At 71.7% G+C, this 15,836-nt stretch carries 16 protein-coding genes; 7 read left to right on the top strand and 9 right to left on the bottom strand.

The genetic code is table 11. From position 1 onward, the window contains the following. Window positions 1-3: 3 nt before the first annotated feature. The gene (locus EAO73_RS22025; protein WP_147973203.1) at window positions 4-1,026 is read left to right on the top strand and encodes a phosphotransferase family protein; all 1,023 of its coding nucleotides are present in this window, start codon (window positions 4-6) and stop codon (window positions 1,024-1,026) included. A gap of 8 nt (window positions 1,027-1,034) precedes the next feature. Then, the gene (locus EAO73_RS22020; protein WP_147973202.1) at window positions 1,035-2,249 is read left to right on the top strand and encodes an acyl-CoA dehydrogenase family protein; all 1,215 of its coding nucleotides are present in this window, start codon (window positions 1,035-1,037) and stop codon (window positions 2,247-2,249) included. 4 nt (window positions 2,250-2,253) lie between these two features. Here the strand turns inward: EAO73_RS22020 and EAO73_RS36050 are convergent, their stop codons facing one another. Further along, complete coding sequence (locus EAO73_RS36050) at window positions 2,254-2,418, bottom strand: hypothetical protein (RefSeq protein WP_191134164.1); 165 nt, start codon at window positions 2,416-2,418, stop codon at window positions 2,254-2,256. A 93-nt stretch (window positions 2,419-2,511) separates the two neighbouring features. Between EAO73_RS36050 and EAO73_RS22015 the strand changes: the two genes are divergently transcribed. Beyond that, window positions 2,512-3,399 carry a LysR family transcriptional regulator gene (locus EAO73_RS22015; RefSeq protein ID WP_147973201.1) on the top strand — a complete coding sequence of 296 codons (888 nt, stop codon included), beginning with the start codon at window positions 2,512-2,514 and terminating at the stop codon, window positions 3,397-3,399. On the opposite strand, the gene EAO73_RS22010 is transcribed toward EAO73_RS22015, so the two are convergent. Genes EAO73_RS22010 through EAO73_RS22000 form a run of 3 tightly spaced genes read right to left on the bottom strand, consistent with a single transcriptional unit; the run spans window position 3,389 to window position 6,435 of the window. Next, a complete protein-coding gene (locus EAO73_RS22010; RefSeq protein ID WP_018524011.1) occupies window positions 3,389-3,982 on the bottom strand; it encodes a TetR/AcrR family transcriptional regulator in 594 nt (197 codons plus the stop codon). The genes EAO73_RS22015 and EAO73_RS22010 overlap by 11 nt on opposite strands. Before the next feature lie 33 nt (window positions 3,983-4,015). Continuing rightward, complete coding sequence (locus EAO73_RS22005) at window positions 4,016-5,674, bottom strand: class I adenylate-forming enzyme family protein (RefSeq protein ID WP_147973200.1); 1,659 nt, start codon at window positions 5,672-5,674, stop codon at window positions 4,016-4,018. Next, the gene (locus EAO73_RS22000; RefSeq protein WP_147973199.1) at window positions 5,671-6,435 is read right to left on the bottom strand and encodes an SDR family oxidoreductase; all 765 of its coding nucleotides are present in this window, start codon (window positions 6,433-6,435) and stop codon (window positions 5,671-5,673) included. Before EAO73_RS22000 ends, EAO73_RS22005 begins: the two co-directional genes overlap by 4 nt. A gap of 184 nt (window positions 6,436-6,619) precedes the next feature. Here EAO73_RS22000 and EAO73_RS21995 point away from each other — a divergent pair, with 184 nt between their 5' ends. Continuing rightward, window positions 6,620-7,906: an exo-beta-N-acetylmuramidase NamZ domain-containing protein gene (locus EAO73_RS21995; protein ID WP_147973198.1), complete on the top strand. Its 1,287-nt coding sequence runs from the start codon at window positions 6,620-6,622 to the stop codon at window positions 7,904-7,906. A gap of 103 nt (window positions 7,907-8,009) precedes the next feature. On the opposite strand, the gene EAO73_RS21990 is transcribed toward EAO73_RS21995, so the two are convergent. Then, window positions 8,010-10,850 (bottom strand): penicillin acylase family protein, encoded by a 2,841-nt coding sequence (locus EAO73_RS21990; protein WP_147973197.1) that lies wholly within the window; start codon window positions 10,848-10,850, stop codon window positions 8,010-8,012. A gap of 229 nt (window positions 10,851-11,079) precedes the next feature. On the opposite strand from EAO73_RS21990, the gene EAO73_RS21985 reads away from it, so the two are divergent. Further along, window positions 11,080-11,688 carry a hypothetical protein gene (locus tag EAO73_RS21985; RefSeq protein ID WP_147973196.1) on the top strand — a complete coding sequence of 203 codons (609 nt, stop codon included), beginning with the start codon at window positions 11,080-11,082 and terminating at the stop codon, window positions 11,686-11,688. Between the two features lie 33 nt (window positions 11,689-11,721). Here EAO73_RS21985 and soxR read toward each other — a convergent pair whose 3' ends face one another. Continuing rightward, window positions 11,722-12,207: a redox-sensitive transcriptional activator SoxR gene (gene soxR, locus EAO73_RS21980; RefSeq protein WP_147973195.1), complete on the bottom strand. Its 486-nt coding sequence runs from the start codon at window positions 12,205-12,207 to the stop codon at window positions 11,722-11,724. A gap of 134 nt (window positions 12,208-12,341) precedes the next feature. Here soxR and EAO73_RS21975 point away from each other — a divergent pair, with 134 nt between their 5' ends. After that, window positions 12,342-12,803: a MaoC family dehydratase gene (locus EAO73_RS21975; RefSeq protein ID WP_147973194.1), complete on the top strand. Its 462-nt coding sequence runs from the start codon at window positions 12,342-12,344 to the stop codon at window positions 12,801-12,803. Window positions 12,804-12,871: 68 nt separating this feature from the next. On the opposite strand, the gene EAO73_RS21970 is transcribed toward EAO73_RS21975, so the two are convergent. From EAO73_RS21970 to EAO73_RS21960, 3 genes are all read right to left on the bottom strand, one after another. After that, entirely contained in the window at window positions 12,872-13,495 is a 624-nt protein-coding gene (locus EAO73_RS21970; RefSeq protein ID WP_147973193.1) for a TetR/AcrR family transcriptional regulator, read from the bottom strand. 85 nt (window positions 13,496-13,580) lie between these two features. Then, window positions 13,581-13,871 carry a YiaA/YiaB family inner membrane protein gene (locus EAO73_RS21965; protein WP_132903480.1) on the bottom strand — a complete coding sequence of 97 codons (291 nt, stop codon included), beginning with the start codon at window positions 13,869-13,871 and terminating at the stop codon, window positions 13,581-13,583. A gap of 59 nt (window positions 13,872-13,930) precedes the next feature. Next, window positions 13,931-15,082, bottom strand: a complete 1,152-nt coding sequence (locus EAO73_RS21960; protein ID WP_147973192.1) for an acyl-CoA dehydrogenase family protein — start codon at window positions 15,080-15,082, stop codon at window positions 13,931-13,933. 64 nt (window positions 15,083-15,146) lie between these two features. Here EAO73_RS21960 and EAO73_RS21955 point away from each other — a divergent pair, with 64 nt between their 5' ends. Next, window positions 15,147-15,794: a TetR/AcrR family transcriptional regulator gene (locus EAO73_RS21955; protein ID WP_147973191.1), complete on the top strand. Its 648-nt coding sequence runs from the start codon at window positions 15,147-15,149 to the stop codon at window positions 15,792-15,794. Window positions 15,795-15,836 lie beyond the last annotated feature (42 nt).

Raw genomic sequence — 15,836 nt, 5'->3', positions numbered from 1 at the left:
ACGATGAGCCACGTCCATCCGCCAGGTCTCGACCTCGACCGGCTGCGCGGACACCTGGACCGCGAGCGTCCCGGACTGGTGAACGGACCGCTCGACGCCCGCGTCGTGGAGGGCGGCCGGTCGAACCTGACGTACGTGGTCACCGACGGGACCGGCCACTGGGTCGTCCGCCGGCCCCCGCTGGGGCACGTCCTGGCCACCGCGCACGACATGAAGCGCGAGCACCGGGTGATCAGCGCCCTGCACCCGACGGCCGTCCCGGTCCCGGAGCCGCTGCTGCTCTGCGAGGACGACGCGGTCATCGGCGCGCCGTTCTATGTCATGGAGTACGTCGAGGGCACGCCGTACCGCACGGCCGAGCAGCTGGCCCCGCTCGGCCCGGAGCGCACCCGCGCGGCGGTCCTCGCGCTCGTCGACACGCTCGTCGAGCTGCACGCCGTGGACCCCGAGGCCGTCGGGCTCGGCGACTTCGGGCGGCCCGAGGGCTTCCTCGACCGGCAGCTGCGCCGCTGGGGCAAGCAGCTGGACGCCTCCCGCAACCGCGAGCTGCCCGGCATCGACGAACTGCACGCCGCGCTCGGCCGGGAGCTGCCCGTCTCCCCCGCGCCCACCGTGGTGCACGGCGACTACCGGCTGGACAACGCGCTGATCGGCGCCGACGACGAGATCAAGGCCGTCCTGGACTGGGAGATGTCCACGCTCGGCGACCCGCTGACAGACCTCGGGCTGCTCGTCATGTACAGCTCCGACCTGGGCCTGCCGCAGTCGCCGGTCTCCACGACCAGCGGCGCGCCCGGCCATCCGACCCCCGCCGAGCTGATCGAGCGCTACGCCGCCCGCTCCGGCCGCGACACCTCCTCCCTCTCCTGGTACACGGCCTTCGCGTGGTTCAAGCTCGCCGTGATCCTGGAGGGCATCCACTACCGCTACACCCTCGGCCAGACGGTCGGCGGCGGCTTCGACCGCATCGGCGACCTCGTCCCCGTCTTCATCGAGCACGGCCTCACCACCCTCCAGGAAGGCTGAACCACCCCATGGACTTCGCATTCGACGCCCGTACCGAGGAGCTGCGCACCCGGCTGCTCGCCTTCATGGACGAGCACGTCTACCCGGCCGAGCGGATCGCGGACGAGCAGCGCGCCGGGCTGGACTCGCCCTGGCAGACGCCGCGGATCGTGGAGGACCTGAAGGCGGAGGCCCGCCGGCAGGGCCTGTGGAACCTCTTCCTGCCGGGGACCGAGCACGGGGCCGGGCTGAGCAACCTCCAGTACGCGCCGCTGGCCGAGATCACCGGGCGCTCGCCGCGTCTGGCGCCGACCGCGACCAACTGCGCGGCGCCGGACACAGGGAACATGGAGGTGCTGGCCGAGTTCGGCACCGACGAGCAGAAGAAGCGGTGGCTGGAACCCCTGCTGGCCGGGGAGATCCGTTCGGCGTTCGCGATGACGGAACCGGAGGTCGCCTCCTCGGACGCGACCAACATCGAGACCCGGATCACCCGCGACGGCGGTGACTACGTCATCAACGGCCGCAAGTGGTACATCTCCGGGGCGATGAACCCGGACTGCGAGATCTTCATCGTGATGGGCAAGACCGACCCGGACGGCGCGGACATCCGCCGCCAGCAGTCGCAGATCCTCGTCCCCCGGGACACCCCCGGTCTGACGGTGAAACGCGCCATGCAGGTGTACGGCTACGAGGACCACTGGCACGGCGGCCACGCTGAGGTCGTGTTCGACGATGTGCGGGTGCCGGCGGCGAACCTGATCGGCGAGGAGGGCGGCGGCTTCGCCATCGCCCAGGCGCGGCTGGGTCCGGGGCGCATCCACCACTGCATGCGGCTCATCGGGATGGCGGAGCGCGCCATCGAGCTGATGTGCCGGCGCGCGGTCTCCCGTACCGCGTTCGGCAAGCCGCTCGCCCAGCAGGGCGTCGTGCAGAACTGGATCGCGGACGCCCGCGTCACCGTGGAGCAGCTGCGGCTGCTGGTGCTGAAGACGGCCTGGCTGATGGACACCGTCGGCAACCGGGGCGCGCACACGGAGATCCAGTCCATCAAGATCGCGACCCCGCGTGCGGTGGTCGCCATCCTCGACCAGGCGGTGCAGCTGCACGGCGCGGGCGGGGTCAGCCAGGACTTCCCGCTGGCCGAGCTGTGGGCCTCGGCCCGCACCCTGCGGCTGGCGGACGGCCCGGACGAGGTGCACCAGCGCTCGCTGGCCCGGCGGGAGATCAAGAAGTACCTGTAGCGCTTCAATAGCCCCCGTACGGTACGTGGTCGGCCAGGGCCAGTTCGCGGGCGAAGGCCCGCACCCGCAGGAGGGTGCGGGCCAGCAGCCTGACCGGGAGGGGGCGGTGCGGGCCGTAGGCCACGGTCCACAGGGCGGGGATGCGGGTGGTGCTCTGGATGTGCGCCATGAATCCAGCTTGGCCCCGGTCCGGGAGGCGGTCCAACAGATGGATTCGCTGCCACCCATCGATAGCGTAGATGCGGGCCGCTAGCGTGGGCGGATGGAGATTCGCCAGCTCCGCCACTTCATGGCGGTGGTCACGCACGGCAGCTTCACCGCCGCCGCCCGTGCCGAACTGATCGTGCAGTCCGCGCTGAGCACGTCCGTACGCAATCTGGAACGGGAACTGGGCGCCGAGCTGTTCGACCGCACCGGCCGCCGGGTGGTCCTCACCGAGGCGGGCAGGGCGCTGCTGCCGGCCGCGCGGACGGTGCTCGCGGGGACGGACGCCGCGCGCGACGCGGTGGCCGCCGTGTCGGGGCTGGCGACCGGGCGGGTGCGCGTCGGCACGATCCAGACGCTGACCTGCGTCGACCTGGCCGCCGAGCTGGCCGCGTTCCACGGGCTGTGGCCCGGGGTGCAGATCTCGCTGCGCGAGGCGACGACGCCGGAGCTGGTGGCGGGGGTGCGCGCCGGGGAGCTGGATCTCGCCTTCCTGGCGCCGGACGCCGCCGCGCTGCCCGAGGGGCTCACCGCGTTCGCGACCTGGCACGAGGACCTGGTGCTGATCACCGCGCCGGGGCACCGGCTCGCGACGGCGGGGCGCACCCTGATCAAGGACCTCGCCGACGAGCCGTTCGTGGACTTCCGCGCGGGCACGGGCCTGGAGACGGCGGTGCGCCGGCTGGCCGCGCACTGCGGCCTGGAGCGCCGGATCACCTGCGACGTCACGCAGATCCGGCTGCTGGTCGACCTCGTCCGGGCGGGCATCGGGGTGGCGATCGTGCCGCGCCGGATCGGCGAGGACGCGGGGCTGCCGTGCGTGACCATCCGGCAGCCGGAGCCGGGCCGGACGGTGCTGCTGGTGGGCCGGGCGCCGCGGCCGCGCAACCCGGCGGCGGAGGCACTGCTCGGGCGGCTGTGCGGTGGGGAGCCCGTTACGGTCTGAGCGCCCGCAGCAGCAGGTCCGCGAGGTGGTCGGCGACCTCCTGCGGGGTGAGGGGGCCGTCCGGGCGGTACCAGGTCGACAGGTGGTGGACCGAGCCGAAGTGGTAGTCGACGATCAGATCCGCCGGGGTGGCCGTGGAGAACACCCCGCTGCGCTGGCCCTCCTCGACGAGAGCGCGGAAGCGCTCGTGGTAGCGCCGCCGCTCGCCCCGTACCTGCTTGTTCTTCTCGGGGCTCAGGTGGTGCATGGAGCGGAAGAAGATCGAGGCGTCGTCAAGGTTGTCGATGGTGGTGACGACGACGTCGGCCGCCGCGTCGCGCAGCCGCTGCTCGATGGGCGCGTCGGCGTTCGCGAAGGCGTCGAGGCGCTCCTGCTGGAGGCGCAGCACCCGGGCGTACACCTCCTGGAGCAGGTCCTCCTTGGAGCCGAAGTAGTGGTACAGCGCCCCCTTGGTGACGCCGGCCGCCTCGACGATCTCCTGGACCGAGGTGCGGTCGTAGCCCTGCTCGGCGAAAAGCCTCGTGGCGGCGGCCAGCAACCGCTGGGGGACGGGGGTGCCGTTCCCGTCCGTCTCCTTGGCCATAGCCGCCGCCTTCCTTCCGTTCGTATCTCTGTGCTACCGGGGGGAACGCAGTTCCCGCCTGAGGATCTTCCCACTTGCCGTCTTGGGCAGCTCGGCCAGGATCTCGACTTCGCGCGGGTACTTGTACGCGGCGAGCCGTTCCTTGCAGTACGCGCCCAGCTCGTCCGGTGCGACGCTCTCGCCGGGCCGCAGGCTGACGTACGCCCGGACGGTCTCGCCCCGGTAGGTGTCGGGCACGCCCACGACGGCGGCCTCGCGGACGGCCGGGTGCGTGTAGAGGACGTCCTCCACCTCGCGGGGCCAGACCTTGAAGCCGGAGGCGTTGATCATGTCCTTCTTGCGGTCGACGACGTAGAGCCAGCCCTCGCGGTCCATGAAGCCGATGTCGCCGGTGCGCAGCTCGCCGTCGGGGAAGGCGGCGGCGGTGGCCTCGGGCAGCCGCCAGTAGCCGGAGACGACCTGCGGGCCGCGCACCGCGATCTCGCCCTGCTCGCCGAAGGGCAGGTCCGCGCCGTTCTCGTCGATGATCCGGACGACGGTGTCCGGGCCGGGCACGCCGACCGAGAGGGTGCCGGAGACCGGGTCGACGGGGGCCTCGCGCTCCGGGGGTACGGAGGCGCAGGGGGCGGTGCACTCGGTGAGGCCGTAGCCGTTGCGTATGTACGGGCCGAAGCCGGACCGGAACTTCTCCACGAGCGCGGGCGGCAGCGGCGCCCCGCCGGAGGAGATGACCTGGAAGGACGCGAAGTGCTCGGGAGTCACGCCGGGGGTGGCCGCGAGCGCCATGAAGGCGGTGGAGGGGCCGACGGTGTACGCGGGCCGGTGCTCGGCGAAGGCGTCGAGGACGACCCCGGGGTGGAAGCGGTAGGCGAGGACCAGGGTGCCCCCGTTGGTGAGGCAGGCGGCCAGCTGGCAGACCATGCCGGTGATGTGGAAGAGCGGGGCGAGCGCGAAGTAGGCGGCGCCCTCGGGGACGGGGTGGCCGGTGCGCTGGCGTTCGGCGTTGACCATGATGTTGCCGTGGGAGTTCATGGCGCCCTTGGGGGTGCCGCTGGTCCCGGAGGTGTAGCTGATCAACGCCGTGTCGGAGGCGGTGAGTTCCCGGCCCGCGGGCGCGGCGAGGCCCCGGCGGGCGACGGCGACCAGGTCGTCTGCGTCCTCGGTGACGGGCAGCCGCTCGAAGTTCAGCACCCGCTCGTCGTTCTTCGTCTGGAGGTCCAGCTCGCAGGCGGTGAGCGCGATCCGGACGCCGGGCGCGGCGGCGGCGGTGTCCCGCAGATACGCCTCCCAGGCCCGGTCCGCGCAGATGAGGGCGGTGACCTCGGCGTCCTTGAGTACGTGGCCGACCTCGGCGGACTTGTACATCGGGTTGAGCGGGACGACGGTGGCCCCGGCCTTCCAGGCGCCGAGGAGTGCGAGGACGAACTGCGGGGAGTTCTGGAGCATGATCGCGACCCGGTCGCCGCGCTCCAGGCCCCGGGCGGCGAGGTGGCCGGCCACGGAGTCGGACAGCTCGTCCGTCTCGCGGTAGCTCAGGCGTCCGTCGAAGTAGGCGAGCGCCGGATGGTCCGGGGTGCGGGCGACCGACGCACGGAAGGCGTGCACCAGGGTCTCGGCGGGGTGGACGGGGGCCCGCTGGGCCTCGCTGAGCAGCGGCAGCCAGGGCTTCGCCGCGTAGATCGACTCGGTCATGCGCCGGTCTCCTCCCAGGTGCGCTGGAGGCGGTTCATGCCGCGGATCCAGCGGTCGGTGTCGGCGGCCCTGGCTTCGTAGTAGCCGCTGACCTCGGGGTGGGGCAGGACCAGGAAGCGGTCGTTCGCCATGGCGTCGAACAGGGCGTCCGCGACGGCCTCCGGCTCGATGGCGCCGGGCGCGAGAACGAGTTCGCCGGCCGATCCGGCGGCGGTGAGCATGTCCGTGCGCACACCCTGCGGGCAGATCGCGTGGACCTTGACGCCCCGGTGCCGGTAGGTCAGCGAGAGCCATTCGGCGAAGGCGACCGCGCCGTGCTTGGTGACGCTGTACGGGGCGGCGCCGATCATGGTCAGCAGCCCGGCGGCGGACGCCGTGGCGACGAACCGGCCGCTGCCGCGCTCCAGCCAGTCCGGGAGCAGCGCGCGGGCCGCCCGGACGTGGGCCATCACGTTGACGTCCCAGGCCGCGGCCCAGACCTCCTCGTCGGCCATCGGGTCGCCCGGCGAGGCGAGGCCCGCGTTGGCGCAGTAGACGTCGATGGTGCCGTCCAGCGCGTCCCGGGCCGCGTCCACGATCCGGGAGGCGTCCCCGGCGACCGCGATGGCGCCGGTCTCCTCGGCGAGCGCCTCGATCCGGGAGGCGTCGAGGTCGTTGACGACGACCCGTGCGCCCTCGGCGGCGAATCTGCGGGCGAGCGCGGCGCCGATGCCGCCTCCGGCCCCGGTGACCACCACGCCCGCGCCCTGCACCGTACTCATCGCTCTCGCACCTCTCAGCCGACTGCACGGGCAGACTAACCAGTCGGTATGTCGCGAGGGAAGGGGTGGAGCCGTCTCATCGGTCACTCCCGGCGCGGCGGCCCCGTCCGACACGTTCCCCCGGGCCCCTCCGCGCGCTAGCGTGCGTGACCATGACACTCGTCGCGATCTTGGAGGTAGCCGAATGAGCCTGTCCAGGCGTGGTTTGCTGACCGCCGGCGGTGCGATGGGGGCCCTCGCGGCCACGGCCGCTTCGGCCGGGCCCGCGGCGGCCGGTCCGTCGCACGGCAAGGGCCATGGGCACGGGAACGGGGGCGGGCCGCGGGTCCGTACCGGGTTCGACCGGCTGGCGGCGGACGGCTACGCCCTGCTGAAGGGGCAGCGGGTCGGCGTCGTCACCAACCCGACCGGGATCACCTCCGACGTCCGGCACATCGTGGACGTGATGCACCCGGACGGCCGGGTGAACCTCACCGCCGTCTTCGGCCCCGAACACGGCTTCCGGGGCACCGCGCAGGCGGGCGGCTCGGAGGGCCGGTACGACGACCCGGCGACCGGACTGCCGGTCTACGACACGTATCTGAAGAGCGGTCAGGCGCTGGCGGACATCTTCACCACGTCGGGCGTGGACACGGTCGTCTTCGACATCCAGGACGCCGGCGCCCGCTTCTACACGTACATCTGGACGCTGTACGACTGCATGGAGGCGGCGGCGCTCGCGGGCAAGAAGTTCGTCGTGCTCGACAGGCCGAACCCGGTGACCGGGCGGGCCGCGCTCGGGCCGGTGCTGGACCCGGCATTCGGCACGTTCGTGGGGCGGCGGGAGATCTCGCAGGCGCACGGCATGACGGTGACCGAGCTGGCGCTGCTGTTCAACGGGGAGTTCCTGAAGGACCGCCCGGCCGAGCTGGAGACCGTGAAGATGTCGGGGTGGTCGCGCTCCGACTTCTTCGACGCGACGGGCCTGCCGTGGGTGCCGCCGAGCCCCAACATGCCGACGGCCGACACGGCGCTCGTCTACTCCGGCACCTGCATGTTCGAGGGGACGAACCTCTCCGAGGGGCGCGGCACAACCCGCCCGTTCGAGCTGCTGGGCGCGGAGGGCATCGACCACACGTGGGCGGACGCGGCCAACGCGCTCGATCTGCCCGGAGTGGCGTTCCGCGAGGCGTACTTCGCGCCGACGTTCTCCAAGTTCCAGGGCGTCACGGTGGGCGGCGTGCAGCTGCACGTCCTGGACCGCGAGGTCTTCGACCCGGTGCGCACGGGAATCGCGCTGCTGATCACCGCGAAGCGGACGTGGAGCGGGTTCGCGTGGCGGTCGGACAACTGGATCGACAAGCTGACCGGCAATACGCGGGTGCGGACGATGATCGACGCGGGGGCGGACGTGGACGAGGTTGTCGGCGCGTGGGCGGCGGATCTCGCGAAGTTCCGGGCCGTCCGTAAGCGGTACTTGCAGTATCGGTGAGTGTGCGCGGCCCGCGCGTGCGGTGAAGCGTGTGGGGGCCCGCCCGGCGCACCGGTTCCGTCCTCAAACGCCGGACGGGCTGGGTGTGCCGGGCGGGGCGGGTTTACCGGTGGCTCGGGAACTCCACCACCTGTTGGTACGTCGGGCGGTTCTGCCAGTGGATGGCCTTCTGGGAGATGCCGCCCAGCGCGCGGTGGATGATCGAGTCCGTGCACCACTGCTCGCCGGCCTTGCAGCTGTCGTCGGCCGGGTAGACCTCCGTCGCCGGCACCGCCGCCGCCTCCTTGAGCGAGGACAGCAGCACCGTACGGCAGGCGCTCAGGTCACCGTTGCCGCAGTACGACTTGGCCAGCGGGCCCTTGACCGGCTGGCCGAGCACCTGGCGCAGGTCCTTGTCGGCGAAGCCCCACCAGCCGTACTGGAAGGCCGAACCGCTGTGCGCCCCGCTCGGCCCGTGGCTGGCGGCCGGGGACTCGTCGGTGGCGAGGTTCGTGGTCAGCGCCCCGTACAGGTCGTCACCGAGACCGGGCCGGAACTCCGCGTCGATGAGCTTCGGCCACCACGCGTCCATGATCCGGACCGCGTCGGCGTGGGTGTACGTGTGCGAGCCGGGGCTGCTCTCCTTGCGCTGGGCGCCCGACGCCCGCCAGGAGTCCAGCTGCTGGACCACCGCGTTCAGGTCCGGGTCGGTGACCGGCTGGGAGCGGATGACCTTCAGCAGCTCGGGCAGCAGCTGCTCGCCGCGCAGGTCGGTGAGGGCCGCGTCCGCCATCGCACGGGTCAGCGAGGCGCGGGTCACACCGCCCTCGTCGACGAGCTTGGAGACCCGGTCGTCGAGCAGGTCGCCCCGGTGCACCGCGCTGAGCCCGAAGCCCGAGGCGGCGTATCCCTCGGCCTGCTTGTTGTTCCAGGAGATGTAGTAGTCCTGCCCGCTGGAGTGCGGGTGCTCGGCGAACGGGGTGTACGCGGCGGTGTTGGCCGCCGGTTCGAAGCCCTGCCACTCGTACGCCTTCTCGGCGCGGATCGGGAGCGCCGGGTCGATGCCGGACGGGCGCACCGGGTTCATGCCGCTGTTGTAGTAGGCGGCGGTGCGGGAGTCGGCGTAGAACCAGTTGAAGGCGTAGTCGATGTTGCTCGCCGCCTGCTGGAAGGAGGCGGCGTCGGTGACGTACGACGGGTCGTTGAGCATCTGGAAGCCGATGATGGAGTCGGCCTCGTGCCGGTAGGTGGAGCGCAGTGAGGTATACGCGACGGGCTTGCCGCCCATGGTGGCGCGGTGGGTGACGATGCCGTAGTCCGTGCGCCACACCTGCATCCGGTAGGAGCCCTTGGCGGTGGAGTCGGCGACGGTCGGCTTCCAGGAGTTGGTCTTCTCCATCTTCTCCATCGCGGTGCAGGCGCCCCGGTAGAGGTAGTGCGTGGAGTCCTTGGTGGGCGCCGAGCCGTCGGGCTCGCACAGGTCGACGGCGTAGGTGTCGGTGATGTCCTGGCCGGCCGAGGTGGCGCTCCAGGCGTAGTCCTGGCCGCGGCCCATCTGGATGTACATGCCGACGCCGGCGAAGGAGACGCCGCGGGCGCTGATGCCGGGGCCCTGGAGCTCCTGGAGCATCATCAGCTGCGGGGCGAAGTAGCCGGTCTGCGGCCCGAACACGGCGACCGGGTGCCCGCTCGCGGTGCTCTTGCCCGACACCACCAGGGCGTTGGACATGCCGCGCTTCTGGGCGCCGGAGCCGGAGCCGGGCAGTGAGCCCTCCGGGATGACGCCGTCGTCGAAGATGCCCTGCGCCTTCTTGAGCGTGGCGGGAGCCTTGACGGGCGCCTTCACCCCGGTGCCGGCGGACCCGGTGCGGTCGTGGATGAGGGGTTCGGCGGTGACGGAACCCCGGTCCGGGAGCGCGGTGCCGACGGCCTTGTCGGGCTTGTTGGCGTACGGGAAGGAGGTGCCGTCGTGGATGGTGAGGACGGCCTCGGGGTCGTTGCGCTGGCGGAAGGACTCCCACACCTTGGTGCCCTCGGCGACGCCGTACTTCTGCTGCGCGGACAGCAGCGACAGGGCTGCCTGCACCTCGCCGCCGCCCCCGCCGCCGAACTGGCCGCCGACGACCGAGGCGATCGAGATCAGGTCGGTCAGTTTGAACGGCTGGATCTCGCCTATGTTCGTGATGGCGTCGATCTTGCCGGTCAGGACGTACTCGCCGGGGAAGTAGCGGCCGTCCTTCGACTTCTTGCGGTAGGCGTTGATGCCGTCGACGTACGCCTGCGCGTCCGCCATGGCCTGCTCGCCCCGGGCCCCCTCATGGGTCCTGATGTACTCGACCTGGGCCTCCAGATCGGCCTCGGTGTACGGGGCCTGCGGCCAGAACTGCTGCTCCAGGCCCTGGTTGGCGAGAGCACCGCCGGCGAACGAGGTCAGCTCGCCGCGCCCGATGTGCCGGAAGAGGTCCATCAGCCAGAGCCGGTCCTGTCCGGCGGCGTACCCGGCGCCGAACTCGGTGCCGTAACGGGTGGTGCCCTTGATGTGCGGGACGCCGGAGGACTTGTCGCGGGTGATGGTGACGTCGTCGCGGGGCGAGGTGACGGACTCGACCTGGTCCTTCGGGACGCCGAAGGAGGCGTCGTTGAAGAAGTCGGTGAGCTTCTGGTCGGTGAGCCCGGTGTGCCCGGCGACCAGCCCGTTGTAGCGGTCGAGCTGGTCGTCGCTGTGCGCGGGGTGGGTGCCGAACGCCTTGTTGCCGAGGATCTCGACCAGGGTGGCGTTGCCGTTCTCGCCGGGCGGCAGGATGTCGTCGCACTGCCCCTGGCAGTAGTCGGGGACGGGGTCCGCCTCGGCGGCGCCCGCGTGCGGCGCGGCGGCGAGCAGGGACGTACCGAGGACGAGAGCGGCGGCGAGCGCACCTGCTCTGGCGGTACCGGTGCGGGCGGTCATACGGGTGCGTGGGGGCATGCGTACTCCTCCGAGAGGCCGATGCGCGGCAGGTTACTGGCGGTATGACCGGCCGGTAAGATGAACATCGGTCACCTTTTCCGAATCACCACATGCCGACGGATTCTGTGCGGCGTCTCATCTGTCGGACGTTCCGGCCTTTGGATGGAGCCGATCCGGGCAGTCGTACGTCCATCCCCTGACGCCGAAGTACGGGCGACGGAGCACGAGCGACGGAGGTGGCGGTGCAATGGCCGGTTTCCGGAGTCTGGCGAGACAGGTCCGCGATCCGAGGAGCGATCTGGCACTGCGGCGGTACTCGCTGCGCAAGTGCCTGGAGCGCTTCGCCCCTTACGGGCACCGCGCGACCTGGGACCATCTGTGCGCACGGCACGGCATCGCCCCCGAGGACCGGGCCCCGGACCCGGTGCGGCTGATGCGTGCCCTGGACGAGCTGGAGCGGGCCCGCACGGTCTGGCTCGGCTACGAGGCGGGGTTCGCGGAGCGCCGCAGGCGGGAGAAGCACCGGGGGCTGCGCCGGCCGGGCGCCTTCGACGACTGGCACCGGCGCACCTGGGGCGGCAACGGGGTCGCGCGCTGCGACGATCCGTCGGTGCACCCCTCGGCACCGCTCGCCGAGGTGCTGGCCCGGCTGATCTCGGCCCTGGAGGGGGAGCCGGGCGCCGGCTGCCCGGTGTGCGCCAGGACCCGGATCACCTGGCGGCACGACCTGGACAGCGAGCCGTGGTCGGGGCCGGTGTGCACGGGGTGCGGGATCGTGGTGCCGAAGCCCGTGCTCACCCCGGCGGCGCTGGCGCGGGCCCGGCGGGACCGGGCCGGGCTGGCCTCCGCGGCGTAACGGCCGGCAGGCGGCCCGCGATGTGCGGGCCGCTCAACACCCCTTGCCGGCGGGGTCGGCCGCCCGGCGTTCCGGCATCAGGCGCGAGCCGCTGATCTTCTCGCCGTTGATGTCGTCCGGGTTGGACAGCACACAGGTCTCCAGCGAGAGGCAGCCGCAGCCGATGCAGTCGGTGAGGTGGTCCCGCAGCCGGTGCAACTGCGTGATCCGCTCGTCCAGCTCGGCCCGCCAGGCGTGCGAGAGCCGCGCCCAGTCCTCGTGGTTCGGTGTGCGCTCCTCGGGGAGTTCGGCCAGCGCCTCGCGGATGGTGGCCAGCGGGATACCCACCCGCTGGGCGGCGCGGACGAAGGCGACCCGGCGCAGCGCGTCCCTGCTGTAGCGGCGCTGGTTGCCGCTGGTGCGGCGGCTGCTAATCAGGCCCTTGGCCTCGTAGAAGTGCAGGGCCGACACGGCGGCACCGCTGCGCGCGGAGAGCTGGCCGACCGTGAGTTCATGAAGTGTCTGCGGGATCTGGGGCACCCGTCGAAGCCTACGTGGCCCGTTCCCCGCCGGTCCGTCGTTGACAGGAACGCACCCGCCAACCATGCTGAGCAAGCGCTTAGACAGCGTGGACGGATGGACGGACGGCAGAGCGGGAAGGCAGGACCAGGGACATGGCAGAGCCGAGGATCTTCAACTCCGCGCAGGAGCTGCGGGACGGCGTGGGCGAGCAGCTGGGGCACAGCGACTGGCTGGAGGTCGACCAGAAGCGGATCGACCTGTTCGCGGACGCCACCGGCGACCACCAGTGGATCCACGTGGACCCGGAGAAGGCGGCGGCCGGCCCGTTCGGGAAGACCATCGCACACGGCTACCTGACGCTCTCGCTGCTGCCGGTGCTCGTACCGCAGGTGATGGCGGTCGAGGGCGCGAAGATGGGCATCAACTACGGCACCAACAAGGTCCGTTTCCCCTCCCCCGTGCCCGTGGGCTCGCGGCTGCGGGCGACCGCCGTCCTGAAGAGCGTCGAGGAGGCGGGCGGCGGCGTGCAGATCACCGCCGTCGTGACGGTCGAGCGCGAGGGCGCCGACAAGCCGGCATGCGTCGCCGAGTCGGTCTCGCGCTACTACTTCTGAACCGGCCGCCCGTACGCGCGTACGCGAACGCCCCCGGCCCCGCGAAGGGACCGGGGGCGCGCCCGTGCTCAGCGCGCGGCGCCCACCATCCGCAGCACCAGTCCGGCGTACAGCTCGCCGACCTCGTCGGGCGTCCGGCTGCCCTGCGCGTTGAACCACCGCGCCACGTCGATGCAGAGCGACAGCACCGCGAGCGTGGTGCCCGGCACGTCCGGTACGTCGAACTCGCCGGAGGCGACGCCCTCGCCGATGATCCGGCGCACCACCGCGTCGGTCCTGCGGCGCAGCGCGATGATCTCGGTGCGGTGCTCCTCGCCGAGCGCGTCGAGCTCGTACTGGACGACGCGGGCGGTGGTGTGCCGCTCGGCGTGCCAGCGGACGAAGGAGCGTACGGCGGAGGCGAGCCGCTCCGCGGCGGTGCCGTCGCTGTCGGCGGCCGACTCCAGCAGGGCCAGGGCGCGGTCGTGACCGATCCGGCTGATCCGGTGGAGCAGCTCTTCCTTCGTCTTGTAGTGGATGTAGAGCGCTGCGGGGCTCATGCCGGCCCGGCCCGCGATGTCCCGGGTGGTGGTGGCGTGGTACCCGCGCTCGGCGAAGGCGTCGACGGCCGCGACGAGGAGCCGCCGGGCGGCCTCGGGCGTGACCTCGGCCCACGGCGGGTCCTCGGCGTCGGTCTCCTGCGCCGTGCTCATCGTCGCTCGCCCCTCTCAGTCAACAGGACGCACACCATACCCTGACCCTGAGCAAGCGCTTAGGGAAACGTTTCGCGAGTGGGTCTCAGAGCTTCTGGAAGGGGTCGTGCTCGGCGAGGATCTTCTCCAGCCGGGCCTGGTCGACCCGGCTGACCAGCTGGCCCGCCTCCTGCTTGTCCCGGATCACCTTGGCCAGGGTGAAGCACGACGTGACCAGGTAGAGGACGCCGATGGCGAGGAAAGCGCGCACCCAGGCATCGGCGTCGAGGAAGTAGATTCCGAGGGTCACCGCGGCCATGGCGATCCCGAAGGACGCGACGGCCTGCCCGAAGTAGGCGCCGGTGGTCTGCTGTTTGACCGATGTCGTCTCACTCATGGCGCCCAGCATCCGCCGGTATGACCCACGCCACATCCGTACAGATACTCAGATGGTACTCAGAACGCCGAAACCCCGGTCAGGGCGCGGCCGATGATCAGCTTCTGGATCTGGCTGGTGCCCTCGTAGAGCGTCATTACGCGGGCGTCGCGCAGCAGCTTGCCGACCGGGTACTCGTCGATGTAGCCGTAGCCGCCGAAGACCTGGAGCGCGTTGTTGGCGGCGCGCACGGCGGCCTCGGAGGCGAAGAGCTTGGCCCGGGACGCGGCGGTGGCGAAGTCCTGGCCCCGGTCGACGAGGTCGGCGACGCGCCAGGTCAGCAGGCGCGCGGCCTCGACGTCCACGGAGATGTCGCTGATGAGTTCCTGGACGAGCTGGTAGCCCGCGATGGGCTTGCCGAACTGCTCGCGCTCGCCCGCGTATCCGACGGCCGCGTCCAGGGCGGCCTGGGCGATGCCGACACAGCCGGCCGCCACCGACATCCGCCCCTTGGCCAGGGCGGACATGGCGATGGAGAAACCCTTGCCCTCTGGACCCATCAGGGCGGTGGCGGGTACGCGGACGTCCTCCAGGACCAGTTCCGCCGTCGCCTGGCCGCGCAGGCCGAGCTTGCCGTGGATGGTGCGGCGGGTGAGGCCGGGGGTGTCGGCGGGGACCAGGAAGGCGGAGACGCCCTTGTGGCCGGGGGTGTCGTTGGTGCGGGCGAAGAGCAGCACCACATCGGCCCAGGTGCCGTTGGTGATGAACATCTTGCTGCCGTTGATGACGTAGTCCGCGCCGTCCCGCACGGCCCGGGTCGCCAGGCTGCCCGCGTCCGAGCCGGTACCGGGCTCGGTGAGCCCGAAGCAGCCGACGGCGTCGCCCGAGGTCAGCCGGGGCAGCCACTGCCGCTTCTGCTCCTCGTCGCCCCAGGCGGCGACGGTCTTGGCGACCAGGCCGAGGGAGACGGAGACGATGCCGCGCACCGAGGAGTCGCCCCGGCCCAGCTCCTCGGTCACCAGGCAGTACGCGAGGTGGTCGCCGCCCGAGCCGCCGTACTCCTCGGGGACGGTCAGGCCGAGGAAGCCGAGGGCACCCAGCTTCTTCACGATCGACTTGTCGACGTTCTCGGACCGGTCCCACTCGACGGCGTACGGGGCGACGTCACGGGCGACGAAGTCCCGGGCGAGCTGCCGGACGGCTTCCTGCTCCTCGCTGAGCTCCAGGTTCATCGGCCGCACCTCTCGATTAATTAGCACTGCTAGTTTTCATCGTGCAGGGCCTACTATGTGCCGCATGGCCCGCCCGCGCAAGCCCCTCCTGAGCAGAGAACGCATCGTCGAGAAGGCGAGCGCCCTCGTGGACGCCGAAGGGCTCGACGCCGTGTCGACCCGCCGTCTGGCGGCCGAGCTGGGGGTCAGCGGGCCCTCGCTGTACAACCACTTCCGCAACAAGGACGAGATCCTGGACGCGGTCGCCGACGCCGTCTCCGCGCAGGTCGATCTGTCGATGTTCGAGGAGTCCGATCCCCGTGACTGGCGGGCCGCCCTGCACGACTGGGCGGTCTCCTACCGGGCGGCACTCGCCGCGCACCCGCACATCGTCCCGGTGCTCGCCCAGGGGCCCGGCCGCCGCCCGGCCGGTCTGCGGGTCGCGGACGCGGTGTTCGGGGCGATGGTCCGGGCGGGTTGGCCGCCGGCCCAGGCCACGTACATCGGGGCGCTGATGCGCTACTTCATCACCGGCTCGGCGCTCGGCTCCTTCGCCCGGGGATTCGTGGACGACGAGACGGCGTACGACCCCGCCGACTACCCGCACCTGGGCCAGGCGCACCTGCTCGCCGAGCGGCGCCAGCAGGTCGACGAGGGGGCCTTCGAGACCGGGCTGCGGGCCCTGGTGGACGGGCTCGCGCTGCAGTACGTCCCGCCGCGGTCCGAGCGGTGACCCTTCGGTGGGCGCCGAACCTTCCCGGCCGTACGGTCAGGT

Source organism: Streptomyces sp. col6 (assembly GCF_008042035.1).
In the GTDB taxonomy this organism is placed as follows: domain Bacteria; phylum Actinomycetota; class Actinomycetes; order Streptomycetales; family Streptomycetaceae; genus Streptomyces.
Note: the sequence above shows the minus strand (reverse complement) of the source record. Positions and strands in the feature narration are given on the sequence as shown.